This window comes from Hydrogenophaga sp. GW823-FHT04C09 (genome assembly GCF_058796355.1).
This window is the reverse complement of record NZ_JBXAIO010000003.1, coordinates 142,627-166,804: the sequence shown is the minus strand read 5'-3', so window position 1 is coordinate 166,804 and position 24,178 is coordinate 142,627. Positions and strand designations below refer to the sequence as shown.

The window sequence follows — 24,178 nt, the reverse complement described above, 5'->3', positions numbered from 1 at the left end:
GAAATTTCAGGCGATGGCCTGCAGGCTGCGCCATTGCGGCGTCGCCGCGGTCGCGAAGCCCGGCGCGTGCAGGGCGTGCAGGTCGAGCTGGCCCTGGCGCACCGCCAGGTGGGGGCGGCCCGCCGTGGTTTCGTAGAAGCCGGGGTGGGCGCGGGCGAAGGCCAACGCTTCGTCGGCGGGCGCGGTGCCGAAGCCGTCCACGTAGTGGTGGCCGTTGCGCTCGATGTGGCGCACGCCCAGGCTGGCCGCGAGCAGGGTGTCCTGCTGCACCGCCAGGCCGGCCTGGCAGGTGAGGTCTTCGCCCGAGAGCAGCAGGCGCGGGTCCTGCGCGATGCGGTGCGCGTTGCGCAGCGAGCGGTAGATGCCCTTGCAGGCCTTGCTGGAGATGCCGTGGTAACCCAGCGCCAGGCCCTCGTCGAGCGCGGCCGCGTGGTCGTCGGACTCGTCCAGGATCACCGGCACGCCGATGCCCAGCGAGGCGATCGATTCGCGCAGCGCCACCGCGCGCGCCAGGGGCTGCTCCAGCAGCAGGGTGCGGCGCAGCAGATCGGCCAGCGCGGGCGTGGTGCGCAGCGCCTGCCAGAACTTGCCCAGGCTGGTGGCGTCGGTGAAGGTTTCGTTGCCGTCGAGCGTGACGCGGTAGTCCCCGCCCAGGCGCTGCAGCACCTCGGCGATGCGGGTGAGGCGCTCCACGTCGGCGCCGATCTGGCCGCAGAGCTTGAGTTTGAAGTGGTGCAGGCCGTGGCGCCGGATCGCCGCCTCCAGCGTGGCGGGCAGGCCGTCCTGCGGGTCGGCGCCTTCGTCGCCCTCCACCAGCCGATCGGCCAGGCCCACGGTGTGGCGCAGCACCACGTGCGTGGGGCGCACCAGGTCGAGCCGCGGGCCCCAGGGGTCGCCGAGCACGCCGGCGTGCACGCCATCGACCCACGAGCGGCCGGCCGCGCGCAGCGCCGCGTCGGCCACGGCCTTGTCGAGCAGGGCGGGGCCGAACTGCGCGGCCAGGCGCGGCAGCCGCCGCACCACCGAGGTGGCGATGGCCGCCTCACCCGCCTCGTGCGACAGCGCATGGGGGCTGAGCGCCTCGCGGGTCGCCTGCACGGCCTCGCGCGCGTTGCGCAGCGATTCGCGCAGCTGTTCGAAATTCTGTTCGTGGGTGAGCGTGGGCGATTTGTCGAACCACTTGGGCACCATCAGTTCGGCGCTCGCGCCTTCCACGCGCCGGCCATTCACCTCGGCGAGCACGCGCACGAAGGCCTGCGGGCATTGCGTGACGGTGGCGGCGCCGAAACGGAAGGGCAGGCGCAGCGTGACGTGGCGCTCGTACAGCTGCACCTCGTGCACGCGCAAGGTCACAGCGCTCATGACAGGGTCCTCCAGATCTCACGCACATGCTGTGCCGAGGCCTGGGCGCAACCCAGGCCATCGGGCACGTATTCAAAGGGTTCCACCGCCACCCAGCCGGCGTAGCGCCCGTCTTTGAGCTCCTGCAGCACGGGGCGCTGGTCGGTCTCGCCCTGGCCGGGGCCGCGGCGGTTCCTGTCGTTCAGCTGCACGTGCGCGATGTGGCCGCTGGCGAGAAAGCGGCGCAGCACCTCGTGCACGGGCTCGGTTTCGTTGTGCGAGGCGGCGCTCACGTCGAGCATGGTGCGGATGGCGGGCGAACCGATGCGGTCGACCATCGCGGCGGCCTCGGCCACGGTGTTGACCACCGGGGTTTCGAAGCGGCCCAGCGGTTCGATGCAATACACCACGCCCGCGTCCGCGGCGTGTGGCGCGAGTTCGGCCATGGCGGCCTCGAAGCGCGCGGCAGCGTCCGCCACGCTCTGGCCGGGGCCGGGCGAGCGCTGTTTGGGCGAGCCGTGCACGAGCGCGCGCGCGCCGCAGGCGGCGGTGAAGTCGATCAGGCGGCGCAGCAGGTCCAGTGTGCGGCGGTGCAAGGCTTTGTCGTCGCTCACCAGCGAAAGGCCGGGAGGCTTGACCAGCAGCCAGTGCAGGCTGGAGACGGCCAGGCCGTGGCTGTGCGCGGTGGACCGCACGCGGTGGGCGGCGGTACTGTCGAGCGCCTCGGGTTCGTCGGTCAGCGTGAAGGGCGCGATTTCCAGCGCGTCGTAGCCCATGCGCTCGGCGGCCTCGCACTGGGCCGCCAGCGGCAGGGGCTGCAGCACCTCGTTGCACAGGGCCAGTTTCATGCCGTTGCCTTGGGCCGGGCCTGGCGGCCGTACAGCGTCCACAGCTTCCAGGCGATGGTGGCGAAGATCATGGCGGCGACGGTGCCGGCGATGGGGCGCGTGAAGAAGGGCGAGAGGTCGCCGTCGGACAGGATCAGCGCGCGGCGCAGGTTCTTCTCCATCAGGTCGCCCAGCACGATGCCCAGCACCAGCGGCGCCATGGGGTAGCCGTAGTGGCGCAGGAAGAAACCGATCAGGCCGAAGGCCAGCATCACGTAGACGTCGAACAGGCGCCCGGCGATGGCGAAACTGCCCACGGTGCACAGCACGAAGACGATGGGCACGATCAGGTGCTGTGGCACGCGCAGCACCTGCACCAGCGCCTTGGTGAGCACCAGGCCGAAGATCAGGATGCCGATGGTGGCGAACAGCATCATGGTCACCACGTCGTACACGAACTCGGGGTTCTCCACCATGATCAGCGGCCCCGGCTTGACGCCGTGGATGATCATCGCGGCCATCAGCACGGCGGCCGGCGCCGAGCCGGGAATGGCCAGGGTGAGCACGGGGATCACCGCGCCGGGCACGCAGGCGTTGTCGCCGGTCTCGGCGGCCATCAGGCCTTCGATCGAGCCCTTGCCGAACTTCTCCTTTTCCTTGCTCGCGCGCTTGGCGGCGGCGTAGGACGACCAGGCCGCCACGTCCTCGCCCACGCCGGGCACGATGCCCACGCCGGTGCCGATCAGGCCCGAGCGCAGGATGGTGCGCCAGTACTGCAGCACGTCGCGCACCTTGGGGATCACGGTGTCGAAGGGGCTGATCTTCACGGGTGCCTGCCGTTCGCGCATGGCCGTCAGCAGCTCGGCGAAGCCGAAGGCGCCGACCAGCGCGGGCACCAGCTGGATGCCGCCGGCGAGGTCGCGCAGGCCCCAGGCGAAGCGCTCGTAGCCGTACTGCGGCTCCTGGCCGACGGTGGCGATGAACAGGCCCGCGATGCCGGCGATCCAGCCCTTGAGCGGGTCGTCGCCGGTGAGCGTGCCGGCGATGATGACGCCGAAGAACGCCAGCCAGAAGAACTCGTAGGCGCCGAACTTCAGCGCCAGGCCGCCGAGCACGGGCGTGAGCGTGGCCAGGAAGAACATGCCGATCAGCGTGCCCATGACCGAGCCAGTGGTGGCGATGCCCATGGCGCGGCCGGCCATGCCCTGGCGCGCGAGCGCGTAGCCATCGAGGCAGGACGCGGCCGAGGCCGGCGTGCCCGGGATGTTGAGCAGGATGGCCGAGCGCGAGCCGCCGTAGATGCAGCCCACGTAAGTGCAGATCAGGATCAGCAGCGCCTGGCTGGGCGGCAGCTTGAGCGTGAGCGTGGTCATCAGCGCCAGCGACATGGTGGCGGTGAGGCCGGGCAGGGCGCCCATGACCACACCGACCAGCGAGGCCAGCAGGGCGTAGGCAATCGTCTCGGGCCCGCTGAAGCGCGCGATCGACTGCCCGAACATGATCAGTCCGTCAAACATGGTGAGTCCCTAAGGCAGACGGACGAGGAAGACCTGCTCGAACACCAGGGTGACGACGGCCGAGGTGAGCAGGCCGGCCAGCAGCGCCACCGTGGCGCGGCGCGTGGGGGTCGTGTCGGTGGGGGTGAACACGGCCACGAAGGCCGCGACGAACAGGGCCGTGACCAGCCAGAACGGTGCGCGCCCGATCAGCAGGCCGGCGTACACCAGCGTGAGCGCCATGGTGATGCCGATGCGCCGGTTGAGCAGCGGTTCGACCGGTGTCGCCGCGTCCGTGGCGGCCTCATGGGCCCGGCGCGTCCAGCCGCGCAGCATCAGCACGAGGCCGAGCAGGGCCACCACGCCGCCGATCATGCCGGGCACGAAGCCGGGCATGGTGTAGAGCTGTGCGCCCATGGACTCGAAGCGCTCCATGCGAATGGAGCCGATCACGATCACCAAACCGAACACCACCCAGCCCGCACCGCCCCAGAGGTCGGAGCGGGCGGTTTTTCCACCCTCGCTCATGTTGTGTTCCGTGTGGGGGATCAGGGCTTGGGTATGCCGACGGTGTCGGGCGACACCTTGGCCTTGCCGGCGGCCTGCTGCGTCCAGGCGTAGGACTGGATGGCCGGGAACACGGCCTTCTGCGCCTCTTCACCCGCCATCGGCGCGAACATGGCGCCGCGCGCCTGCGCGTACTTGCGCAGGGCTTCGCTCTTGACCATCTCGGTGGCCCAGATCTTGTCCAGCGTCTGAGCCACCACCGGCGGCGCGGCCTTGGGCACGAAGATGCCGAAGTAGTTGATCGGGTCCTTGAAGCCCGGGATGAATTGCGACAGCGGCGGGATGGTGCCGAAGCCCTCGATCTCGATCGACTTGTCGCCCACCACCGCCAGCGGGCGGATCTTCTTGGCGCGGATCATGTCGGTCTGCTCGGCCGCGAGCTGCGTGGTCACTTCGGTTTCGCCCGAGGCGGCGGCCACGGCGGCCGGTGCGCCCCCGTCGTAGGTGACGTGCTTGTAGGTGACGCCGGCGGCGCGCGCGATGGCTTCGATGGCCGAGTGGCCGCTGGAGTTCACGCCCGCCGTGGCGACCGAGACCGCACCGGGCTTGGCCTTCATGGCGGCCAGCAGCTCGGTCATGGTCTTGTAGGGCGCATCGGCGTTGACGCCGACCACCGCGATGTGCGCCACGTTGAGGTACAGGTTCCAGTCGGTGGCGGAGGTGTCGAGCATGCCCAGCACCTTGTAGGTGCCCAGGTCCTTGGCGCCGCCGGCCGTCCAGGTGTAGCCGTCGGCCGGCGCGGCCATGGCGTTCTTGGTGCCCACCGAACCCGAGGCGCCGGGCTGGTTCATGACCACGATCTTCTGGCCCAGGTGTTTTTCCAGTTCGGCGGCGGTGACGCGCGTGACCTGGTCGGTGGAGCCACCGGGCGCCCAGGGCACGATCAGGGTGATCGGTCGGTCGGGTTTCCACTGGGCCATGGCGCTGGCCGAGACAACGGCCAGCAGGGAGGTGATCAACAGGTGGCGAAGGGGCAGGGCGGTCTTCATCGTTGTCTCCAGGGGTTTAATTCACCGAGCAGTTAATACTAGAAACCGCCCCCTGCGACGTCAAGCCGCCAGCCGCCTCAGCTCATCAGGACATACCCTAGGATCACGTCGCACATGTGGGAGAGCCGCTCGCTGTGCGCCTTGGGCGTCATGAGGTCGCGCCCGAAGATCGCCGAGAGCGTGTGGTTGTTCGAGAGGTAGAAGTAGGACAGGCCGGCGATCGACACGTAGAGCTGCAGCGGATCGACACCGCCGCGGAAGGTGCCGTCGGCGCGGCCGCGCTCGATGACTTCGGTGAGCGTGGCGATCAGCGGCGAGTTGAGCTGGCGCGCTCGCTCGGACTGCGCGAGGTGCCGCGCGCGGTGCAGGTTGGCGCTGTTGAGCAGCGTGAGGAACTCGGGGTGCTCCAGGTAGTAGTTCCAGGTGAACTCCACCAGCCGGCGCAGCGCGGTCTCGGGCTTGAGGTGCAGCAGGTTGAGCTGGCGTTCCTCTTCGCGGATGTCGCGGTAGGCCTGCTCCAGCACGGCCTGGAACAGGCGCTCCTTGTCCTCGAAGTAGTAGTAGATCAGGCGCTTGTTGAGGCCGGCGCGCTCGGCGATGCGGTCCATGCGCGCACCGCCCAGCCCGTGCTCGGAGAACTCGTCTCGCGCCGCGTTCAGAATGGTATTCTGCGATCGGTCCGCGTCTCTCAGACGCTCTTCCGCGACCGGTGTGGGTGGGATGCTCATGCCCAGATAATTCTCTAATTGGTTAATAAAGTCAAATGACCCGGATTGCTGGCCATCTGCTCGTGGAATGCCTCATTGTCCAGGGTGTGACCCATGCCTTCGGTGTGCCGGGCGAAAGTTATCTCGCGGTGCTCGATGGTTTTCACGTCCACGCCGATCGCATCCGCTTTATCACCAACCGGCAGGAAGGCGGCGCGGCCTTCATGGCCGAGGCCCACGGCAAGCTCAGCGGTCGGCCCGGCGTGTGTTTCGTGACGCGCGGGCCCGGTGCCACCAACGCCTCCATCGGCCTGCACACCGCGTTCCAGGATTCCACGCCCATGGTGCTGTTCGTGGGCGACGTGGCGAGCGAGGCGCGCGACCGCGAGGCCTTTCAAGAGGTGGACTACGCGGCCTTCTTCGGCCCGTCCACCAAGGGCATGGCCAAGCGGGTGGAGCGCATCGACGATCCGCGCCGCATCCCCGAGTACGTGGCGCGCGCCTTCGCCACCGCCATGAACGGCCGTCCCGGCCCGGTGGTGCTGGTGCTGCCCGAGGACATGCTCACGCAGGCGGTGGACGCCGAACCGCTGCCGCGCGTGGAGCCGGTGCAGGCCTGGAGCGACCCGGGCGCGCTGCGCGAGCTGCGCACGCTGCTGCTGGCGAGCGAACGGCCGCTGGTGATCGCCGGCGGCGGCGGCTGGACGCCGCAGTCCGCCGCCGCGCTGCAGCGTTTCGCCGAGAACTGGCAGCTGCCGGTGGCCAACGCCTTCCGCTTCCAGGACACCTTCGACAACCACCACGCGCTGTACGCGGGCGACGTGGGGCTGGGCATCAACCCCGCGCTGGCGCGCCGCGTGCGCGAGAGCGACCTGCTGATCGCCCTGGGTCCGCGCCTGGGCGAGGCCACCACCGGCGGCTACACGCTGGTCGAAGCGCCGGTGCCGGCGCAGAAGCTGGTGCACATCCACGCCAGCGCCGAGGAGCTGGGCCGGGTGTACCAGCCCACGCTCGCCATCCACGCCACCATGAACGCCGCCGCGCGCAGCCTGGAGGTGCTCACCGCGCCGCCCTGCGTGCCCTGGAGCGCCTGGGCGCAGGCCTGCCATGCCGACTACCTCGCCAACATCGACGTGGCCAACGGCGGCATCACGCTGCCCGGCACCATCGACATGCCGGCGATCATCCACACCCTGCAGCGGCACCTGCCGGCCGACGCCGTGCTCACCAACGGCGCGGGCAACTTCGCGAGCTGGCTGCACCGCTTCTTCCGCCACTACGGCCTGGCCAAGGGCCACAAGACGCAGCTGGCGCCCACCAATGGCGCCATGGGTTATGGCGTGCCGGCCGGCATCGGCGCGGCGATCGTCAGTGGGCGCACCGCGTTCACCATCGCGGGCGACGGCGACTTCCTCATGAACGGGCAGGAGCTGGCCACCGCCACGCAGCATGGCGCCAAGAGCATCGTGCTGCTGCTCAACAACGGCAGCTTCGGGACCATCCGCATGCATCAGGAGCGCGAGTACCCGGCGCACGTGAGCGGATCCGGCCTGGCCAACCCCGATTTCTGCGCGCTCGCCCGGGCCTATGGCTACGCGGCCGAGCGCATCACCCACACCGCCGAGTTCGAGCCCGCGCTGCAGCGCGCCCTGGCCGCGCCGGTGGGCACGGTGATCGAGGTGCTGCTGGACGTGGATGTGATCACCACGCGCGGCACGCTCGGCGCGATCCGCCAGGCCGCCCAGCGCACGGCCATGTGAATACGTCACAAAGTCCGGGGCAGCTTCACACACCCCGTCGGTAGCGCCCCTGCCTAGACTGGCCCATCCATCAACGGGGGTTGGTCATGTGGCAAGCAACGGACACGGTTTGGAATGGCGGCGCGGATGTCGCCGGCGGCATGGGCCTGCGTTCGGGCCTGGGCGCGCAGCACCTCATGCGGGTGTTCGACGAGATCGACTACGGCATGTTGATCATCGATGCGCAAGGGCACATCCTGCACGCCAACCACCTGGCGCGGCACGAACTGGCCAATGGGCGGGTCATCATGTCGTACGGCAACAGCCTGCTGGGCAGCAGCGCCGAATTCACCTCGCAGATCCAGCTGGCCATGGAGTCCTCGTTCCGCGGTCAGCGCAAGCTGCTCATGCTGGTCTCGGGCGAGAAAGAGCTGTCGCTGGCGTTCACGCCGCTGAGCCACCCGCTGGAGGCCGACGCGCCCTCGGTGCTGGTGCTGCTGTCGCGCCAGAACACCTGCGACAACCTTGCGGTGCGCATGTTCGCCCGCTCGCTCAACCTGAGCCCGAGCGAGGAGTCGGTGCTCATGGGCCTGTGCCGGGGCCTGCAGATCACCGAGATCGCCACGCAGCACGGCGTGGCCGAGTCCACCGTGCGCAGCCAGATCAAGACGTTGCGCGAGAAAGCCGGCGCGCCCAGCATCCGCCGCCTGCTGCATCGGGTCAACAGCCTGCCGCCGGTGGTCCCTGCCTTGCGCATCATCACGCCCATGCCTCACAATGCCACGGAGTTTTCCCACCCGTGACGTGAGCCTGGATGCCTGCCCCTGCCGTTTCCTTCGTAACCCCTCCCAACTCCCCCCACATTGAAGCGCTCGCGACCCTCGGGGTCGCGCGGCGCTATCGGCGTGGCGCGCTGCTGATCCAAGAAGGCGAAACCGGCGACACGCTGTACATCGTCCTGCAGGGGCGGTTGCGGGCCTTTGTGGCCGACAACCAGGGACGCGAGCTCACGCTGGGCATGTACGGCCCGCTGGAGTACGTGGGCGAGATGTCGCTCGACGGCGGGCCACGCTCCGCGAACGTGGAGGCCGCCGAGGCCAGCACCTGCGCGGTGGTGTCGCGCGCCACCTTGCTCGAGTACATCGCGGCCCACCCCGAGTTCGCGCTGGAACTCATGGCCCGCCTGATCCGGCGCGCGCGCCTGGCGACGGACAGCGCGCGCAGCGTGGCGTTGATCGACGTCTACGGCCGCCTGGTGCGCCTGCTCAACGAGCTGGCCAGCAGCAAGCCCGACGGGAACGGCGAGCGCCCCCTGAAGGAGCGCCTGACCCACCAGCAGATGTCGCAGCACCTCGCCTGCTCGCGCGAGATGGTGAGCCGCCTGCTCAAGGACCTGGAGACCGGCGGCTACATCGCGGTGCGCGAGCGCTGGATCGTGCTGCGCAAACCCTTGCCCGCGCGCTGGTAAACCGCCTCAGAGGCCGTTGACCATGTCCCTCGCCTGCAGGGGCGTGGCCGAGCTGGTGCCCGCCAACCGCACCACGCTGCCGCTGCGGCTGCCCGCGCCGAGCACACCCCAGAGGGCCGGGTTGTCGTCGCAAGGCTTCAGCGTCTCGGGCACGTTCTTCACGCCCGGGCGTTGCGGTCGGCCCGCGTCGGGGTCGGGCTTGCGCGGGGAATACAGCGCGAAATGCCCACCTGCCGAGGACTGCGCGCGCAGACCCCCCACGCTCACCGTGTTCTGGCCGGTCGAGAGGCTGTTGAAGGTGCCGCTGCGGCGCACGGGCGTTGGGTTGTCGGCGTGGTCCACGAAAGAGCCCAGGTTGCCGCTGGTGTCGTAGAACACGTCTTCCAGGTAGGACTGGCGCGCGCCCGTGTTCTGGCCGATCGCCACGTCGTCGCGTTCGATGTAGGCGTCGAACAGGGTCTCCGTCAGGCCGGTGTTGCTCAACACCACCTTCCAGGTGCCGAAAGGCCCGGTGACCACCGATCGCCGGCGGCTGAACGTGGGCGCCAGCGCCAGCAGGGCGCATGTGCCGTGGCTGCCCAGGGCCGAGGTGGTGGGGTAGATCAGGCCGCACAGCGGTGCGCCCTGCGCGTCCACCCAGGTGCCACCGTGGCCCATGGCCATGGGCGGCAGGGGCTGGGTGTGGCCCGGTGGCGTCACGCTGATGCGCACGTTCTGCGCGCCCGCGGGCAGCCAGATTTCCAGGTAGCTCTCGGTGCGGTCGTCGGGTTGCACGCGCCAGTGCAGTGCCACCGAACCGCCTGGCGGCAGCGTGGCGTTGGCGTGGGTGCGGCTCTGGTAGGCGTTGCCGGCGGGCACGGCGATCTGCAGGCGGCCGCCGAGCAGCGCGACCAACTGGTCCATCGCCGCTTCCAGCACCGAGGTGCCGTCGTGCGGACCGGCCAGCGTGCCCCAGCTGATGTTGACCACCAGCTGGGCGCTGGGCGCGCAACGCGCGAGGATGTACATGAGCCCGTCGAGCACGCTCACGTTCATCGCGCCGCCCGAGGTGTCGAGCACGTTCGACCAGTCGAGCTGCACCGCGACCAGGTCGCAGCGGCTGGCCTCGTCGTCCATCGGATGCAGCAGGTTGCCTTTGCCGCAGGCCAGGCTCATCACGTGCGTGCCGTGGTTGACCGGGCGGGTCAGGTCCCAGAGCTGCAGGTGGGCGTAGAGCGCGTCCTCGTCCAGCTGGCCGTGGCGCGTGTAGGTGGCCATGGCCGCGTCGATGTCCGCGCCCGAGAGTTCGTGGCCGTAGCCCATGTCATCGGGTGTCGGGCCGGCGCGGGCCGGGTCCAGCGGCACGCAGTGGTGCGGCTGGTTGCCGGGCCAGTTGCCATTCACCGTGTCGTCCTGGCGCCAGAAGTGCTTCACGCGCGTGTGGCCGAGGGCGTCGAGGAACTGGTCGTTGGCGAAAGCCAGGCCGCCGTCGATCAAGCCCAGCACCTTGCCGTCGAGCAGGTCGGGCGCGGAGACCGGTTGGCTCTCGGGCGTGCAGGGGTCGATCAGGGGATGCGTGTGGTGGCCCACCGGCAGGCCGAGTTCGAAGCGCAGGATCAGGCCGCGCAGGTGCGGGTTGCTGCGCAACTGGTCGAAGAAGCGCTTCTTCACCCGCGCGGTGCAGAAGCGCAGCCCGGGCACATTGAGGTACACGCGCGGAATCTGCAGCCAGGCGGTGGAGGAGGCCGCCACCAGCGCCGGCACATCGGCCTCGCTGGTGAGCTCGATCACGATCGGCAACCACTTGGGTGGCCTCTTGCCGCGGCCGAGGTGGTAGCCCGCGAACTGGTCGGCTTCCGCCCAGATCAGGTAGGGGTCTTCACCGTCGATGGCGCCCGGCGCGTTCCAGTCGATGCCGGTGAACTCACCGGTGGGCAGCGGTTGCCAAGTGGGGCCGCTCATGCCCACTCCTTGAGTGCTTCCCCCCAAAGCCAGGCCAGCAGTGGCGCGTTGCCCACGGCGGTGGACGTGGCCGAACGCGTGTAGGCGTTGCCGCTGGTGTGGTCCATCGACTGGTTCAGGCTGAAGTCCAGCGGCTCGCCGTTGGGGCCTTCGAACAGGCGGCCGTCAAAACCGCGTTCGTGCACACGCGTGCCGGTGGCGCGCGCCACCAGGAACTCGGCCAGCGCCGTGCCGAGCAGGCGCCCGCCCGCGCTGTCCACGGGGTAGTGCACGCCGGCCACCACGCGGTTGGTCGCGATGCGCGCGGCCAGCCGCTGCATCTGCTCGCGGTTCAGCGTGCCGTTGGGCGGCGAACCTGTACCCGGTACAGCATCCAACAAGGCCTCAAGAAGCGCGGCCACGGCAAAAGCCTCCGTGGCATGGCCGCTGGGCCAGCTGCCATGCCCCGGGGTCTCGATCATGGGCTGGATCTGCGGCGAAAACGCCACCGGCCGGATGCTGGCGAAGATCTGCTTGAAGCGCATCTCGACCAGCACGGCCAGGGAGAACACCAGGTCGATCAGCTGCAGGGTTTTCTTGTGGCGGTGTGCCGTGAGCCCGACCACGGACGACCAGAACAGGATCGGCGGGGTGCGCTGGTCCACGATCTCGATCGCGCGGTCGGCCCGCAGGTCCGCGTACGAGGCCACCAGATCGAGCTGCTTCTTGAACTGCGCCTTGGTGGGTGCGCGCATGCGCACGAGCGGCTTGCGCTGGATGGTGCTCGCCTGGAGGTTGGCGAACTCGAGCGTGGCGTCCTTGGGGCCGCTTCGGGTCTTGAACAGCAAGCCCTCGACGAGCTGGGAGAAGACGGCCTCGTGGCGCGGGCCTTCGGCCCACAGCGCGAGGTTGGGCGGGCTGTCGAACGCCGGCTCGTTGACGTGCAGCACCGCCCCGTTGAAGGGGCCCACGATGGCGGCGCGGCTGAGGATCAGGGCGTCGGCCGACACCATGGCGCCACCGCTGATACCTCCGCTGATGCCGCCGCTGATTCCCCCACTGATACCGCCGCTGATACCGCCGCTGATACCGCCGCTGATACCTCCGCTCATATGTATTCCCCTTGTTGGTTGGTTAATGCAATCGAAGACCGAGATGGGTGAGTGCTTTGGCGACACGCTGTCGAAGCGGGCTTTCGCCGCCAGCAGCCAAATACTGCTGCACCGTCAAATGCGGTTGCAGCTGCATCAACAGAGAGAAGGTTTCCTTTGCCTCGTTCTCGAAACCCAATTCATGTTGAGCGATCAGAAGCGTGCGTATGGTCGGTAGGTGGTAACGGTTTTTCTGGAGCGAAGAGCGACAGAGTTCGATGGCTCTTTCCCATTGCTCCAGGGACGCGCAACTCGTCGCCAGCATCATCTCAAAATAGTATTTCTGAGGATCCAGCGGAGACAGGTGCAATGCCTTCTCCGCCTCTGTCATCGAATCCTCGGGCGTGCCCCACATCGTTGACCACACGCTGTTGTACAGCCAGGCCATGGGATCGTTCGGGTTGCTCTGCGTGGCCTCCTGCAGCAGCCGGTGCGAGGCGTCCACGTCTTCGCCGAGGTGGCACAGCGCATGGCCCTTGATCGCCATGGCCAGCGAGCTGCTGGGTTCGAGGTCGAGCGCGCGGTCGGCGGTGTCGATGGCGCGCTGGAAGTCGCGCGCCGGCTCACTCGAGAGGCCTTGCACCACCTGCATGATGTGCCACTTGGCCAGCCAGGCCCAGGGCGTGGCCACGCGTTTGTGGCGCTCCACCACGGCCTCGATCAGCTGCAGGCTGCGCTGCAGGTCGCGCGGCGTGGAGCGGTGCATGAGCGTGATGCCGCCGAGCATCAGGGCATTGCTGTCGAGCTGTGGCACGGGCAGCACCAGCGTGCGCTGCACCACGTCGTTGAGCAAGGCCTTGGCGCAGGCGGCGCACAGGGCGTCGAGCAACTGGCTCTGGGCTTCGAGCAGGTCGCGCGTATCGCCGGTGAGCCGGTCGGCCCAGATCACTTCGCCGCGCTTGCGGTCGGAGAGCTCGGCCATGATGACAACCTTGTCGCCGTAGGTCACGTAGCTGCCGCCGAGCACGAAGGCCGCGTCCAGGCGCTGGCCGATCTCGTCCGTGCTGCTCTGGCGGCCACGGAAGGCGGTGGTGGACATGCGGGAGATCACGCGCAGGTTCTGGCTGCGCGCGAGTTGCGCGATCACGCCGTCGGCGATCAGCTCGCCGATCACGAACTGCTCGGCCGCGTGGCTGCGCGTCTCGAAGGGCACGACGGCGATGGAGGGGCGGAAGTCGGTGGCGGCGCCTTCGGGCACGCGCGGGCGCACGGCCGCCGACGTGCTGGAGACCGGGTACAGCTGCCAGGTGCGCACCGGCTCGGGCCAGTGCTTGAGGTAACTCTCCCCGCGGTCTTCGACCTCGGCGTCCACGCCGACCACGATGCCGTCGAACACGCTGGTGGTCACCAGGGTTTCACCGGGCGAGGCGAGGTCGGCCACGCGCGCGGCCAGGTTCACGCCGTGGCCGTACACGTCGTTCTCGTCCACATACAGATTGGTGGCGTTGAGGCCGGCGCGCAGGTGCAGTTGTTGGGCGGGCGGCAGCGTCTGGTTCAGTGGCGCGAAGTATTGGTGCAGGGCGAGGGCTGCCCGCACGCCGTCGGTGGGTTGGTCGAACTCGACCAGCATGCCGTCGCCCAGGCTCTTGACCAGGCGACCCCGGCACGCGGGCAGCACCTGAGAGGTGGCGTGGTGCATGAACCCGCGCCATTGGTTCACCACCGCAGCTTCGTTGGCCGCCATGAGCCGCACCGACTCCACCAGGTCGATCACCAGCACGACCTTGTGCCGTTGCTGTGGCAACGGAGGCATGGTCGTCGATGGTGGGTCCTGGCCTTCTTGAAATTTCGAAGCGGTCACGGGCTGGCGGGCGGTCATGCCTGAGGGATTGTCAAAATTTTGTTGCAGTTTCTCACATGTCGCGCGCGATGCTGAGACGCGAAGGCGCAAAAACAGCAAAGCCGGCTGGCGCCGGCTTTGCTGATCTTCATTGCACCCGTGAAGGTGAAGAAGGAAGGCTTACTTCAGGTGGTCGTTGACCAGCTTGGTCATTTCGAACATGGACGCCTGGGCCTTCTTGAAGATTTCCTTCAGCTTGGCGTCGGCGTTGATCATGCGGCGGTTGACCGAGTCCTGCAGCTTGTTCTTCTTGATGTAGTCCCAGATCTTCTTGGTGACTTCGGTGCGCGGCAGGGGCGAGCTGCCCACGATGGCGGCCAGAGCGGCGCTGGGGGTCAGCGCTTTCATGAACGCGGCGTTGGGGGTGCGCTTCTTGGCCGGAGCGGCCTTCTTCGCAGGAGCTGCCTTCTTGGCCGGAGCGGCCTTCTTCGCAGGGGCTGCCTTCTTGGCCGGAGCGGCCTTCTTCGCAGGGGCTGCCTTCTTGGCCGGAGCGGCCTTCTTCGCAGGAGCGGCCTTCTTGGCCGGTGCCGCCTTTTTAGCGGGCGCTTTTTTCGCAGTTGCCATGATTGAATTTCCTTCTAGAAGTTGACGATTCGCCAGCGGAAAACGCGCTTTCTCACTGGTGTCTCGGATGCTAATGGAGATGCACCCGCAATCCAAGGTGGAGAACGCGCTTTTTTCAAGCTTTGCGCAGGGGAGACGCGGGTTTTTGGCGGGGAAAACAACACTTCCTCGCGAGGAGGCCGCTCAGTGCCTTGGCGGGAGGGCGTTTTTGCACGGCTCCACGGCGGCTGGCTTCGTGTCTCGATCAGGCGGTGATGCCCTTGTAGAGCATGTAGGTGGCGAGCATGTACAGCAGGCCGGCGAACACGCGCTTGAGCGATTTCACCGGCAGCGCATGCGCCGCCTTCACGCCCACCGGCGCCATCAACACGCTGAAGAGCGCGATCACCACCAGCGCGGGCAGGTAGATGTAGCCGAACGAGCCGGCCGGCAGATCCTTCAGGCCCTGGCCCGCGATCACGTAGCCGACGGCGTTGGCCAGCGCGATGGGAAAACCGAGCGCCGCGCTGGTGGCCACGGCGTTGTGGATGCTCACGTTGCACCAGGTCATGAAGGGCACGCTGACAAAACCGCCGCCCGCGCCGACCAGCCCGGAGAGCATGCCGATGACGCCGCCGGCACCCACCAGGCCCGGGGTGCCGGGCAGGGTGCGCGTGGGCTTGGGTTTCTTGTCGAGCAGCATCTGCGTGGCTGAGAAGCCGACGAAGGCCGCGAAGAACAGCGCGAGCCACGAGCCCTTGAGCAAGGCGAAGATGCCCAGGCTGGCAATGGCGGAGCCCAGCACGATGCCGGGGGCGAGGCCCTTGACGATGTCCCAGCGCACGGCGCCGCGTTTGTGGTGCGCACGCACGCTGGAGATGGACGTGAAGATGATGGTGGCCATGGAGGTGGCGATGGCCATCTTGACCGCGAGATCCGCTTCCACACCGCGCCCCGCGAGGATGAAGGTGATGAAGGGCACCATCAGCATGCCTCCACCGATGCCCAACAAGCCGGCCAGGAAACCGGTGCCCAGGCCGAGCGCGGCCAACTCGAGAATCAGGAGGGGGTCTAAAGGCATGAAAGGTGTCTGCAAGTGCCGCCGGACCGGCATCCTGAACCGGGGTTCAGGTGGGCGAGGGCAGCGGGGCTTCGGGTTCGTCTGACGCGAGACGCTCGCACCAGCCACGCAATGTACCAAGCCCGGGCTCTATGAGCATTGGTTCAAGGAAATATAAAGCCCGACGCGCACTGCAGACGGTTCAAATTGTAGGCGCTGCATGCGGCCCACGAGGACCATCGGTCGATAAATTCTCGCGCAGTGACCAGCGGCGCGTCAGAGCAGGCGCCCGTCCTTGTCGAGCGTCTGGTCCAGGCGGCGCATCAGCTCTTCCACGCGGGCCTGCGTCTGGGGGTCGAGCGGCTCGCTGTCGAAGCCACCACCGGCTTCGGCGAACGCGCTCTGCTCGGGCTGGCCGAACGACGAGGCCTGGAAGCTCTCGGCTTCCTTCTGCGAGAGTTCGAACGCGAGGTTGAGCGAGGCCAGCACCGCGATGCGGTCGCGCGCCTTCACCTTGCCCGCATCGCGGATGCGGCACATGGCGGTGTCCACGCGCTCCACCGCGTCGAGCAGCGAGGCCTCGCCACCCGGTGGGCACGAGAGCAGGTAGCTCTGGCCCATGATCTGCACTTCAATCTGTTTGCTGCCGGGTTTGCTCATTGGAATACCTCCGTGCTTCGCACTGCGGTGCGAGCTGGCTTGGGGCGGCCCGACGCGGCGCTCATGACCGTTCCTTGCGGGTGTCGGGGGCGACATCGGTCATGCCGGGGGGCAGGCGATCGAGCAAGGCATCAATGCGGGCGCGGGCGGCCATCAGCCGGGACTTGAGCGAGTCGCGCTCGGCCTGCAGCGCATGCACCTGTTCCACCAGCAGGCTGTTGGTGCGCTGCAGTTCTTCGTGTCGCAGCAACAGGCGCTCGACACGTTCGGTGATCTGATCAAAGTGCTTGGGATCGGCCATGGTGGGACTCGAAGTTTTCACATTGTAGGGTTGCCCCGGGTGTGCGCGCCGTAGAATGCCGGTTGTTGGTGCTCGCGGTGTGGTTCACATGCCGCAGTTCAACGGGAAGCAGGAGGGTCACACCCCAGGGATGGGACCTAACCTGCGCTGCCCCCGCAACGGTAAGCAGACGAGTGGCCATGAGCGCATGCGCGAACGGTCTCTCAGCCTCCATCCGACAGCCACTGGACGACACGCCGTGTCATCTGGGAAGGCGATGGAGGTCGGTCTGTCAGCCCGGATACCGGCCAACAAGGTGGTGGTGCGTCTGGCGACAGACGCTCCACCGTGATGCCCATGCGCCGTCGGGGAAGATGGCGAGGGTCTCCTGTCTGTTTCTTCATCATGAAAAATCGCACCCTGCGCGCGCCCCTGGCCGCGCTACCGCTGGCGTTGCTGGCGGGCTTTGGCACGTCGGTCGCCCACGCTCAGTCCTCCTCTTCTTCCTCCGCTGACACCACCCTGAGGGAAACGGTGGTCACGGCCACCCGGGTCGAAACCCGCACCGATGCCGTGCTCAGCGACGTCGTCGTGATCGACGCCGACGTGATCCAGCAGTCCGCGGGCCGCTCGTTGTCCGAAGTGCTGTCGCGCAACGCGGGCCTGCAGATGTCGTCCAACGGCGGCCTGGGCAAGCAGTCGGGCCTGTTCATCCGCGGCACCGAAACCCGCCACGTGCTGCTGCTGATCGACGGCGTGCGCTACGGCTCCAGCACCTCCGGTGCGGCCGTGCTGGACAACATTCCGCTGAGCGCGATCGATCGCATCGAAGTGCTCAAGGGCCCGGCCTCGGGCCTCTATGGCAGCGATGCGGTGGGCGGCGTGGTGCAGGTTTTCACCAAGCGCGGCGTGAAGGGTTTCCATCCGCAGGCCAGCGTCACGCTCGGCAGCTTCGGGCACCGTGAAATCACCGCCGGCATCAGCGGTGGCAACGACACGATCACCTACAACCTCAGCCTGGGTTCCTTGCGCGAGGACGGCTTCTCGTCGACCAACCGAAACGTGGCCTTCGGCAACCACAACCCCGACAAGGACGGCTTCGACCAGGACAGCCTGTCGGCCTCGCTGCGCTGGGCCATCGCGCCGGGCTGGACGACCGATGTCAACTTCACCCAGGCCGACGGCGTCAGCCAGTTCGACCAGGGGCCGGGCACCTTCAACGTGCGCTCGGAAACCACCACCCGCGTGACGGGCTGGGGCCTGGAGCGCAAGTGGTCGGCCGATTCGCGCACCCAGCTGCGCCTCTCGCGCAGCGAGGACCGGTCCGACAGTTTCGAGACCTCGCCCACGCCCTCGGTGTTCAACACCGCGCAGACTCAGGCCACGCTGCAGCACGACTGGAACACCGCGCTGGGCAACCTGCTGGTGGGCCTGGAGTCGATCAAGGAAGAGGTGTCGGGCACGCAGGCCTACGCGGTGAACTCGCGCACCACGGACGCGGCCTTCGTGGGTCTGACCGGCCAGGCCGGCCAGCACCTCTGGCAGGCCAACCTGCGGCGCGACGACAACTCGCAGTTCGGCGGCGCCATCACCGGTTTCGCCAGCTACGGCTTCCAGCTCACGCCGAACTGGCGCCCGCACGTGGCCTACGGCACCTCGTTCAAGATGCCATCGTTCAACACGCTGTACTACGTCTCGGCGTTCTTCAACGGCAACCCCACCACGCAACCCGAGCGGGGCAAGAACCGCGAAGCAGGGCTGACCTACACCCAGGGCCTGCACGAAGTGAAGCTCATCCGCTTCGACAACCGGGTGCGCGGCTTCATCACGCTGCAGCCGGCGGTGGCCAACGTGCCTCGCGCGCGTCTCGAAGGCTGGTCGCTGGCCTACACCGGCTCGGCCGGTGCCTGGAGCTGGTTCACCAACCTGGAGCTGCTGGACGCGCGCAACGAGATCAACCAACGCAAGCTGCAGCGCCGCGCCGACGAGGTGTTGACCGCCAGCCTGGACCACCGCATCGGTGCCTGGAACTGGGGTGCGTCGATGCAGCTCGTGGCGGAGCGTTTCGACGACGCCGCCAACACGCGCCGCCTGCCGGGCTTCGGCACGCTGGACCTGCACGCCCGCTACGCCGTGAACAAGGACTGGTCCGTCGCTCTGCGCCTGAACAACGTGGGTGATAAGTTCTATGAGACCGCGTACGGCTACAACCAGCCGGGCCGCGCGGCCTTCGTCACCCTCAACTGGGCGCCGCAGCGGTGACGCGGCATTGCCCGGCCATGCTGGTGGCTGCCCCGGCTTCGGGCCAGGGCAAGACCACCGTGGCCGCGGCGCTCGCGCGCCTGCACACGCGCGCCGGTCGGCGTGTGCGGGCCTTCAAATGCGGGCCCGATTTCCTGGACCCGCACTGGCTCGCGCTGGCCACCGGGCACCCGGTGCACAACCTCGACCTGTGGATGACGGGCGAAGACGATGCCCGCGCCCGCCTGCACCAAGCCGCCACGCAGGCCGACCTGATCGTGGTCGAAGGGGTGATGGGCCTGTTCGACGGCGAACCCAGCGCGGCCGACCTGGCGCAGCGCTTCGGCCTGCCGGTGCTCGCGGTGATCGATGCCTCGGCCATGGCGGGCACCTTCGGTGCGCTGGCATTTGGCCTGCGCCATTTCCGCCCCGGCCTGCCCTGGGCCGGCGTGCTGGCCAACCGCGTGGGCAGCGAGCGCCATGCGCAGATGCTGCGCGAGGCGCTGGCCGGTGACGAGGCCCAGTTCCTGGGTGCGGTCATGCGCGACGCGGCGTTCTCGCTGCCCGAGCGCCACCTGGGCCTGACCGTGGCCGCCGAGCTGCCCGACGCGCTGGCCCGGCTCGACGCCGCCGCCGACGCGCTGTCGCGCACGCCGCTGGGCCGGATGGAGGGTGACGCGCTGGGGCGCTGGTCGGTGGCGTTCGACGCGCCCGCCGCCGTGCCTGCCCAGGCACCTCTGCTGGCCGGCAAGACCATCGCCGTCGCGCGCGATGCGGCCTTCTGTTTCATCTACCCGGCCAACCTGGATGTGCTGTGCGCGCTCGGCGCCGAGCTGGTCTTTTTCTCGCCGCTGGCCAACGAACCGCTGCCCCCGTGCGACGCGGTCTGGTTGCCCGGTGGCTATCCCGAACTGCACACCGACGCACTGGCGGCGGCCACCCGCACCCGCGACGGCCTGCGCGCGCATGCCCAGGCCGGGCGGCCGGTGTGGGCAGAATGCGGCGGCATGATGCCGCTGTTCGATCAAATGATGTCCAGCGACGGCCATGCCGCCGCCACCTGGGGCCTCTTGCCGGGCCAGGTGCTCATGCAGAAGCGGCTGGCGGCCCTGGGGCCGCAGCAACTGCCGCTGCCCGCGGGCACCTTGCGCGGCCACACCTTTCACTACTCGCGCTGCGAGACCCCGCTGCAGCCGGTGCGCCACGCCGAACTGGCGCGCGGTGGTGCCGGCGAAGCCGTGTACCGCGTGGGCCCGGTGCAGGCGAGTTACTTCCACGCCTGGTTCCCGTCCAGCCCGGCGGCGGCCGCCTCGCTGTTCCTTGCAGGAGGTGCCGCATGAACCCGCCGACCCTTGGCCCGCAGCGCATCGTCTGCCTGACCGAAGAAACCACCGAGTGGCTGTACCTGCTCGGGCAGGAGCACCGCATCGTCGGCATTTCCGGCTACACCGTGCGGCCGCGCCGGGCGCGCGACGAGAAGCCCAAGGTCAGCGCCTTCCTGAACGCGAAGATCGACAAGATCCTCGCGCTGCAACCCGACTGCGTGTTCGGCTTCTCCGACCTGCAGGCCGACATCGCCGCCGAACTCATCCGCGCGGGCGTGCAGGTGACGGTGTTCAACCAGCGCAGCGTGGAAGAGATTTTGTCCATGCTGTACCAGGTGGCGGCGATCGTGGGCTGTGCCGACGAAGGCCTGGCCTGGATCGAGGCCACGCGGGCCCGGCTCGATGGCATCCGCGCCGCCGTGCAGGCCCTGCAGGCCGGCGGCAAGCGCCGCCCGCGCGTGTTCTTCGAGGAATGGGACGAGCCGCACATCAGCGGCATCCGCTGGGTCTCCGAGCTGATGGGCATCGCGGGGGGCGACGACGTGTTCCCCGAACTCGCGCGCATGCCGCTGGGCAAGGACCGCATCATTGCCGACGGCGCCGAGATCGTGCGCCGCAACCCCGACATCGTGATCGGCTCCTGGTGCGGCAAGAAATTCCGGGCCGAGAAGGTGGCCGCGCGCGCCGGCTGGCAGGACGTGAACGCGGTGAAGCACGGTCAGCTGTTCGAGATCAAGTCGGCCGACATCCTGCAGCCCGGTCCGGCCGCACTCACCGATGGGGTGGCGCAACTGCACCGCATCGTCACCCAATGGATGGCGCAGCATGGCTGAGATCGCGCGCAGCGAATTCATCCTCGGCGGCCAGCGCAGCGGCAAGTCGCGCCGCGCGGAGTTGCTCGCGCGCCAGTGGCTGGCGACGGACACCGCCCACCGCGCGGTGATGATCGCCACCGGCCAGCCCTGGGACGAGGAAATGCGCGAGCGCATCGCGCGCCACCAGCGCGACCGTGCCGAGCGCGTGCCCGGCATGGTCACCGTGGAAGAACCGCTGGCCCTGGCCGAGGCCCTGCGCGAACACAGCGCGCCGCACACCCTGGTGGTGGTGGACTGCCTCACGCTGTGGCTGACCAACCTGCTGATGCCCGCCGAGGGCGCGGCGGCCGATGCCGCCGGGCCCACGCGCCAGCTGTGCCAGGCGATCGGGGCCGCGCGCGGTCCGGTGGTGCTGGTGGGCAACGAGATCGGCCTGGGCGTGATCCCCATGGGCCGCGAGGTGCGCGCCTTCGTGGACGCGCTCGGTGGCCTGAACCAGGCCGTGGCCGCTGCCTGCGAGCGCGTCACGCTGATGGCGGCGGGCCTGCCCCTGACCCTGAAATGAAAGCCCGATCCATGACCCGCTTCTGGCGCCTTCTCTCACTCGGCCTGCTGATCGGCGGCGCGGCGCACGCCGCCGGGGTGGAAGTGACCGACGACCGCGGCGTGACCGTGACGCTGGCGCAATCGCCGCAGCGCATCGTCTCCCTGCTGCCTTCGTTGACCGAAACCGTGTGCGAGCTGGGCCGGTGCGAACGGCTGGTCGGCGTGGACCGGTACTCCAACCACCCGGCCTTCGTGCGCACCCTGCCGCAGACCGGCGGCGGCATCGACCCCAACATCGAGGCCATCGTGGCCCTGAAACCCGACGTGGTGCTCATGGCCACCTCGTCGCGCGGCGTGCAGCGGCTGGAGTCGCTGGGCGTGAAGGTGCTGGCGATGGAGCCCAAGAGCTCGGCCGACGCGCAGCGCGTCATGGGCAAGCTCGGCCAGCTGCTGGAGGTGCCCGATGCGCAGCGCATCTGGCGCGCGATCGACGCCAGCGTGTCGGCGGTGGCGCAGTCGCTGCCGCCGGGCGCGCGCCAGCTGCGCGTGTACTACGAGGTGAGCACCGGGGGCTATGCCGCCGGCACCGGCTCCTTCATCGGCGAGCTGATGGCGCGCCTGGGCGTGCAGAACATCGTCGCGCCCTCGCTCGGGCCTTTCCCGCGCGTCAACCCCGAGTACGTGGTGCGCGCCAACCCCGACCTCATCATGATCGGCGCGCGCAACGTGCAGGGCCTGGAAACCCGGCCGGGCTGGCGCGGCATCCGCGCCCTGCGCGAGCGCCGCCTCTGCGTCTTCACGGCCGAGGAGTCCGACGTGCTGGTGCGCCCGGGCCCGCGCATGGCCGAGGCCGCGCGCCTCATGGCGCGCTGCATCACCGAAAAGGGCTTGAAGTGAGCGGCGCCCGCCACAGTCTCTGGCTCGGCAGCGCGCTGCTGATCGCGGCGGCGGCCGTGCTGCTGCTGGGCGCGGGCGTGGGCAGCACCGGCTTCGACAGCGTGCTGCACGCCCGGCACGACCCGGTGGCCTGGCAGATCCTGTGGGACATCCGCCTGCCGCGCACGCTCGGCGCCTGGGTGGCCGGCGGCCTGCTCGGCCTGGCCGGCGCGGTGGCGCAAGGCCTGTTCCGCAACCCATTGGCCGACCCCTATCTGCTGGGCAGCGCCTCGGGCGCGGCGCTCGGCGTGGCCCTGGCGCTGGCCCTGTTCGGCACCACGCCGTTCGCCACGCAATGGGCCGTGCGCCTGGGCCTGACCGGCGCGGCCTTCACCGGCGCGGTCGTCGGCGTGGTGCTCACGCTGGCGCTGGCCAAGGGCGTGCAGCACACCCTGCGCCTGCTGCTGGCCGGTGTGATCGTGGGCGTGGTGCTGGGCGCAGCGCGCGACCTCGTCACCATCGCCTCGCCCGACACCTTGCAGGCCATGCAGGGTTTCATGCTGGGCAGCACGGGTTTCGTGGGTTGGGCCGCCTGCGGCGTGATGGCCGCCATGGGGCTCGCCGCGCTGCTGGTGGCCGCCTCGCTCGGCCGCGTGCTCGACGGCCTGGCACTGGGTGAGGCCACCGCGATCAGCCTGGGCCTGCCGCTGGTGGCCGTGCGCGCCGTGCTGGTGGCGGTGCTGGCGCTGGCCACCGGCGCGGCCGTGGCGCAGACCGGCCTGATCGCCTTCGTGGGCCTGGCCTCGCCGCACCTGGTGCGCTCCATCGTGAAGACCACGCACGGCCGCCTGATCGTGCTGAGCGCCTTGATGGGCGGCCTGCTGTTGATGGCCGCCGATGTGCTCGCGCGCTGGATCATCGCGCCGCAGGAACTGCCGGTGGGCGTGCTCACCGCCGTGTTGGGCGGCAGCTACCTGCTGTGGCTGATGCATCGGCGGCGCCGACCGGGGAGTGGCTTGTGACGGCCGCGCTGCAGGCCCAGGGCATCGGTGTGGCGCTGGGCGGCACGCCGGTGCTGCACGGCATCGACGTGGCCTTGCCCGCCGCGCGCTGGACCAGCGTGGTCGGCCCCAACGGCGCGGGCAAATCCACCCTGTTGAAAACCCTGGCTGGCCTGCTGCCGCACAGCGGTGAAGTGCAGCTGCTGGACCGCCCGCTCGCGCAATGGCGCGGCCGCGAGCGCGCGCGCCGCCTGGCCTGGCTGGGGCAGGGCGAGCAGGGCGCGGACGACCTCAGTGTGTGGGACGTGGCCATGCTCGGCCGCCTGCCGCACCAGCCCTGGCTGGCCCCACCGTCCGAGGCCGACCGCGCTGCGGTCGAGCAGGCCCTGCGCGCCACCCAGGCCTGGGACTGGCGCGAGCGCCCGCTGGGCGCGCTCTCCGGCGGCGAGCGCCAGCGCGTGCTGCTGGCGCGCCTGCTCGCGGTGCAGGCCGAGGTGATGCTGATGGACGAACCGCTGGCCAACCTCGACCCGCCGCACCAGGCCGACTGGCTGCTGCTGGTGCGCGAGCTGGTGGCCCGGGGCAAGACCGTCGTCAGCGTGCTGCACGAAATCGGCATGGCGCTGCACGCCGACCAGATGGTGGTGATGGCCCAGGGCCGCGTGCACCACCAGGGCGCCTGCGACGACCCCACCACCCACCAGGCCCTCGAACAGGTCTTTGACCACCGCATCGCGATCCACCCGCTGGGTGACCAGTGGGTTGCCTTGCCCCGTTGACCTTTTT

General features: G+C 69.1%; 23 protein-coding genes, 1 other RNA gene and 1 riboswitch. Of the genes, 10 read left to right on the top strand and 14 right to left on the bottom strand.

Features of this window, described 5'->3' with window-relative positions:
- Window positions 1-6: 6 nt before the first annotated feature.
- The 6 genes from AC1Q9M_RS09855 to AC1Q9M_RS09830 form a co-directional block, all read right to left on the bottom strand.
- Window positions 7-1,362: an enolase C-terminal domain-like protein gene (locus AC1Q9M_RS09855; protein WP_492433555.1), complete on the bottom strand. Its 1,356-nt coding sequence runs from the start codon at window positions 1,360-1,362 to the stop codon at window positions 7-9.
- Window positions 1,359-2,189 (bottom strand): sugar phosphate isomerase/epimerase family protein, encoded by an 831-nt coding sequence (locus AC1Q9M_RS09850; RefSeq protein ID WP_492433553.1) that lies wholly within the window; start codon window positions 2,187-2,189, stop codon window positions 1,359-1,361. The genes AC1Q9M_RS09855 and AC1Q9M_RS09850 overlap by 4 nt, the downstream gene beginning before the upstream one ends.
- Window positions 2,186-3,685, bottom strand: a complete 1,500-nt coding sequence (locus tag AC1Q9M_RS09845; protein ID WP_382326462.1) for a tripartite tricarboxylate transporter permease — start codon at window positions 3,683-3,685, stop codon at window positions 2,186-2,188. The genes AC1Q9M_RS09850 and AC1Q9M_RS09845 overlap by 4 nt, the downstream gene beginning before the upstream one ends.
- A 9-nt stretch (window positions 3,686-3,694) precedes the next feature.
- Window positions 3,695-4,192, bottom strand: a complete 498-nt coding sequence (locus AC1Q9M_RS09840; RefSeq protein WP_444686820.1) for a tripartite tricarboxylate transporter TctB family protein — start codon at window positions 4,190-4,192, stop codon at window positions 3,695-3,697.
- Between the two features lie 20 nt (window positions 4,193-4,212).
- Window positions 4,213-5,220, bottom strand: a complete 1,008-nt coding sequence (locus AC1Q9M_RS09835; protein WP_382320354.1) for a Bug family tripartite tricarboxylate transporter substrate binding protein — start codon at window positions 5,218-5,220, stop codon at window positions 4,213-4,215.
- 77 nt (window positions 5,221-5,297) lie between these two features.
- A complete protein-coding gene (locus AC1Q9M_RS09830) occupies window positions 5,298-5,948 on the bottom strand; it encodes a TetR/AcrR family transcriptional regulator (RefSeq protein ID WP_382157020.1) in 651 nt (216 codons plus the stop codon).
- Window positions 5,949-5,983: 35 nt separating this feature from the next.
- Here AC1Q9M_RS09830 and AC1Q9M_RS09825 point away from each other — a divergent pair, with 35 nt between their 5' ends.
- From AC1Q9M_RS09825 to AC1Q9M_RS09815, 3 genes are all read left to right on the top strand, one after another.
- A complete protein-coding gene (locus tag AC1Q9M_RS09825) occupies window positions 5,984-7,687 on the top strand; it encodes a thiamine pyrophosphate-binding protein (RefSeq protein ID WP_492433550.1) in 1,704 nt (567 codons plus the stop codon).
- Window positions 7,688-7,773: 86 nt separating this feature from the next.
- Window positions 7,774-8,469 (top strand): helix-turn-helix transcriptional regulator, encoded by a 696-nt coding sequence (locus AC1Q9M_RS09820; RefSeq protein WP_444686817.1) that lies wholly within the window; start codon window positions 7,774-7,776, stop codon window positions 8,467-8,469.
- A gap of 11 nt (window positions 8,470-8,480) precedes the next feature.
- Window positions 8,481-9,134 carry a Crp/Fnr family transcriptional regulator gene (locus AC1Q9M_RS09815; protein WP_291111322.1) on the top strand — a complete coding sequence of 218 codons (654 nt, stop codon included), beginning with the start codon at window positions 8,481-8,483 and terminating at the stop codon, window positions 9,132-9,134.
- 6 nt (window positions 9,135-9,140) lie between these two features.
- Here AC1Q9M_RS09815 and AC1Q9M_RS09810 read toward each other — a convergent pair whose 3' ends face one another.
- From AC1Q9M_RS09810 to AC1Q9M_RS09775, 8 genes are all read right to left on the bottom strand, one after another.
- A complete protein-coding gene (locus tag AC1Q9M_RS09810; RefSeq protein ID WP_492433547.1) occupies window positions 9,141-11,075 on the bottom strand; it encodes a S8/S53 family peptidase in 1,935 nt (644 codons plus the stop codon).
- Window positions 11,072-12,166, bottom strand: a complete 1,095-nt coding sequence (locus tag AC1Q9M_RS09805) for a phosphatase PAP2 family protein (RefSeq protein WP_492433545.1) — start codon at window positions 12,164-12,166, stop codon at window positions 11,072-11,074. The genes AC1Q9M_RS09810 and AC1Q9M_RS09805 overlap by 4 nt, the downstream gene beginning before the upstream one ends.
- 22 nt (window positions 12,167-12,188) lie before the next feature.
- A complete protein-coding gene (locus tag AC1Q9M_RS09800; protein WP_382325474.1) occupies window positions 12,189-13,958 on the bottom strand; it encodes an adenylate/guanylate cyclase domain-containing protein in 1,770 nt (589 codons plus the stop codon).
- A 207-nt stretch (window positions 13,959-14,165) separates the two neighbouring features.
- Window positions 14,166-14,609, bottom strand: a complete 444-nt coding sequence (locus AC1Q9M_RS09795) for an SWIB/MDM2 domain-containing protein (RefSeq protein ID WP_291111314.1) — start codon at window positions 14,607-14,609, stop codon at window positions 14,166-14,168.
- Window positions 14,610-14,853: 244 nt separating this feature from the next.
- Complete coding sequence (locus tag AC1Q9M_RS09790; RefSeq protein ID WP_291111312.1) at window positions 14,854-15,669, bottom strand: sulfite exporter TauE/SafE family protein; 816 nt, start codon at window positions 15,667-15,669, stop codon at window positions 14,854-14,856.
- Between the two features lie 2 nt (window positions 15,670-15,671).
- Window positions 15,672-15,851, bottom strand: a non-coding RNA gene (gene ssrS / locus AC1Q9M_RS09785) — 6S RNA.
- Between the two features lie 73 nt (window positions 15,852-15,924).
- Window positions 15,925-16,308, bottom strand: a complete 384-nt coding sequence (locus AC1Q9M_RS09780; RefSeq protein ID WP_297401080.1) for a cell division protein ZapA — start codon at window positions 16,306-16,308, stop codon at window positions 15,925-15,927.
- Between the two features lie 61 nt (window positions 16,309-16,369).
- Window positions 16,370-16,609, bottom strand: coding sequence for a DUF904 domain-containing protein (locus tag AC1Q9M_RS09775; RefSeq protein ID WP_492433542.1), 240 nt, complete (start codon window positions 16,607-16,609; stop codon window positions 16,370-16,372).
- Window positions 16,610-16,658: 49 nt separating this feature from the next.
- Window positions 16,659-16,915, top strand: a riboswitch (cobalamin riboswitch).
- Between the two features lie 78 nt (window positions 16,916-16,993).
- Here AC1Q9M_RS09775 and AC1Q9M_RS09770 point away from each other — a divergent pair.
- Genes AC1Q9M_RS09770 through AC1Q9M_RS09740 form a run of 7 tightly spaced genes read left to right on the top strand, consistent with a single transcriptional unit; the run spans window position 16,994 to window position 24,171 of the window.
- Window positions 16,994-18,850 (top strand): TonB-dependent receptor domain-containing protein, encoded by a 1,857-nt coding sequence (locus AC1Q9M_RS09770; RefSeq protein WP_492433540.1) that lies wholly within the window; start codon window positions 16,994-16,996, stop codon window positions 18,848-18,850.
- 17 nt (window positions 18,851-18,867) lie between these two features.
- A complete protein-coding gene (locus AC1Q9M_RS09765) occupies window positions 18,868-20,169 on the top strand; it encodes a cobyrinic acid a,c-diamide synthase CobB (protein ID WP_492433538.1) in 1,302 nt (433 codons plus the stop codon).
- Window positions 20,166-20,987, top strand: a complete 822-nt coding sequence (locus AC1Q9M_RS09760; RefSeq protein ID WP_492433536.1) for a cobalamin-binding protein — start codon at window positions 20,166-20,168, stop codon at window positions 20,985-20,987. Before AC1Q9M_RS09765 ends, AC1Q9M_RS09760 begins: the two co-directional genes overlap by 4 nt.
- Window positions 20,980-21,534, top strand: a complete 555-nt coding sequence (locus tag AC1Q9M_RS09755) for a bifunctional adenosylcobinamide kinase/adenosylcobinamide-phosphate guanylyltransferase (RefSeq protein ID WP_382157038.1) — start codon at window positions 20,980-20,982, stop codon at window positions 21,532-21,534. The genes AC1Q9M_RS09760 and AC1Q9M_RS09755 overlap by 8 nt, the downstream gene beginning before the upstream one ends.
- Window positions 21,535-21,545: 11 nt before the next feature.
- The gene (locus AC1Q9M_RS09750; protein ID WP_382157040.1) at window positions 21,546-22,412 is read left to right on the top strand and encodes an ABC transporter substrate-binding protein; all 867 of its coding nucleotides are present in this window, start codon (window positions 21,546-21,548) and stop codon (window positions 22,410-22,412) included.
- Window positions 22,409-23,413 carry a FecCD family ABC transporter permease gene (locus AC1Q9M_RS09745; protein WP_492433534.1) on the top strand — a complete coding sequence of 335 codons (1,005 nt, stop codon included), beginning with the start codon at window positions 22,409-22,411 and terminating at the stop codon, window positions 23,411-23,413. Before AC1Q9M_RS09750 ends, AC1Q9M_RS09745 begins: the two co-directional genes overlap by 4 nt.
- Complete coding sequence (locus AC1Q9M_RS09740) at window positions 23,410-24,171, top strand: ABC transporter ATP-binding protein (protein WP_492433532.1); 762 nt, start codon at window positions 23,410-23,412, stop codon at window positions 24,169-24,171. Before AC1Q9M_RS09745 ends, AC1Q9M_RS09740 begins: the two co-directional genes overlap by 4 nt.
- The last annotated feature ends 7 nt before the right edge of the window (window positions 24,172-24,178 follow it).

Coding starts and splice junctions, on each gene's coding strand:
- AC1Q9M_RS09755 (WP_382157038.1), top strand. CDS start 20,980: ATGGCTGAGATCGCGCGCAGCGAATTCATCCTCGGCGGCCAGCGCAGC.
- AC1Q9M_RS09795 (WP_291111314.1), bottom strand. CDS start 14,609: ATGGCAACTGCGAAAAAAGCGCCCGCTAAAAAGGCGGCACCGGCCAAG.
- AC1Q9M_RS09850 (WP_492433553.1), bottom strand. CDS start 2,189: ATGAAACTGGCCCTGTGCAACGAGGTGCTGCAGCCCCTGCCGCTGGCG.
- AC1Q9M_RS09840 (WP_444686820.1), bottom strand. CDS start 4,192: ATGAGCGAGGGTGGAAAAACCGCCCGCTCCGACCTCTGGGGCGGTGCG.
- AC1Q9M_RS09770 (WP_492433540.1), top strand. CDS start 16,994: ATGAAAAATCGCACCCTGCGCGCGCCCCTGGCCGCGCTACCGCTGGCG.
- AC1Q9M_RS09820 (WP_444686817.1), top strand. CDS start 7,774: ATGTGGCAAGCAACGGACACGGTTTGGAATGGCGGCGCGGATGTCGCC.
- AC1Q9M_RS09810 (WP_492433547.1), bottom strand. CDS start 11,075: ATGAGCGGCCCCACTTGGCAACCGCTGCCCACCGGTGAGTTCACCGGC.
- AC1Q9M_RS09805 (WP_492433545.1), bottom strand. CDS start 12,166: ATGAGCGGAGGTATCAGCGGCGGTATCAGCGGCGGTATCAGCGGCGGT.
- AC1Q9M_RS09835 (WP_382320354.1), bottom strand. CDS start 5,220: ATGAAGACCGCCCTGCCCCTTCGCCACCTGTTGATCACCTCCCTGCTG.
- AC1Q9M_RS09830 (WP_382157020.1), bottom strand. CDS start 5,948: ATGAGCATCCCACCCACACCGGTCGCGGAAGAGCGTCTGAGAGACGCG.
- AC1Q9M_RS09775 (WP_492433542.1), bottom strand. CDS start 16,609: ATGGCCGATCCCAAGCACTTTGATCAGATCACCGAACGTGTCGAGCGC.
- AC1Q9M_RS09845 (WP_382326462.1), bottom strand. CDS start 3,685: ATGTTTGACGGACTGATCATGTTCGGGCAGTCGATCGCGCGCTTCAGC.
- AC1Q9M_RS09765 (WP_492433538.1), top strand. CDS start 18,868: ATGCTGGTGGCTGCCCCGGCTTCGGGCCAGGGCAAGACCACCGTGGCC.
- AC1Q9M_RS09750 (WP_382157040.1), top strand. CDS start 21,546: ATGACCCGCTTCTGGCGCCTTCTCTCACTCGGCCTGCTGATCGGCGGC.
- AC1Q9M_RS09760 (WP_492433536.1), top strand. CDS start 20,166: ATGAACCCGCCGACCCTTGGCCCGCAGCGCATCGTCTGCCTGACCGAA.
- AC1Q9M_RS09790 (WP_291111312.1), bottom strand. CDS start 15,669: ATGCCTTTAGACCCCCTCCTGATTCTCGAGTTGGCCGCGCTCGGCCTG.
- AC1Q9M_RS09825 (WP_492433550.1), top strand. CDS start 5,984: ATGACCCGGATTGCTGGCCATCTGCTCGTGGAATGCCTCATTGTCCAG.
- AC1Q9M_RS09855 (WP_492433555.1), bottom strand. CDS start 1,362: ATGAGCGCTGTGACCTTGCGCGTGCACGAGGTGCAGCTGTACGAGCGC.
- AC1Q9M_RS09800 (WP_382325474.1), bottom strand. CDS start 13,958: ATGCCTCCGTTGCCACAGCAACGGCACAAGGTCGTGCTGGTGATCGAC.
- AC1Q9M_RS09780 (WP_297401080.1), bottom strand. CDS start 16,308: ATGAGCAAACCCGGCAGCAAACAGATTGAAGTGCAGATCATGGGCCAG.
- AC1Q9M_RS09815 (WP_291111322.1), top strand. CDS start 8,481: ATGCCTGCCCCTGCCGTTTCCTTCGTAACCCCTCCCAACTCCCCCCAC.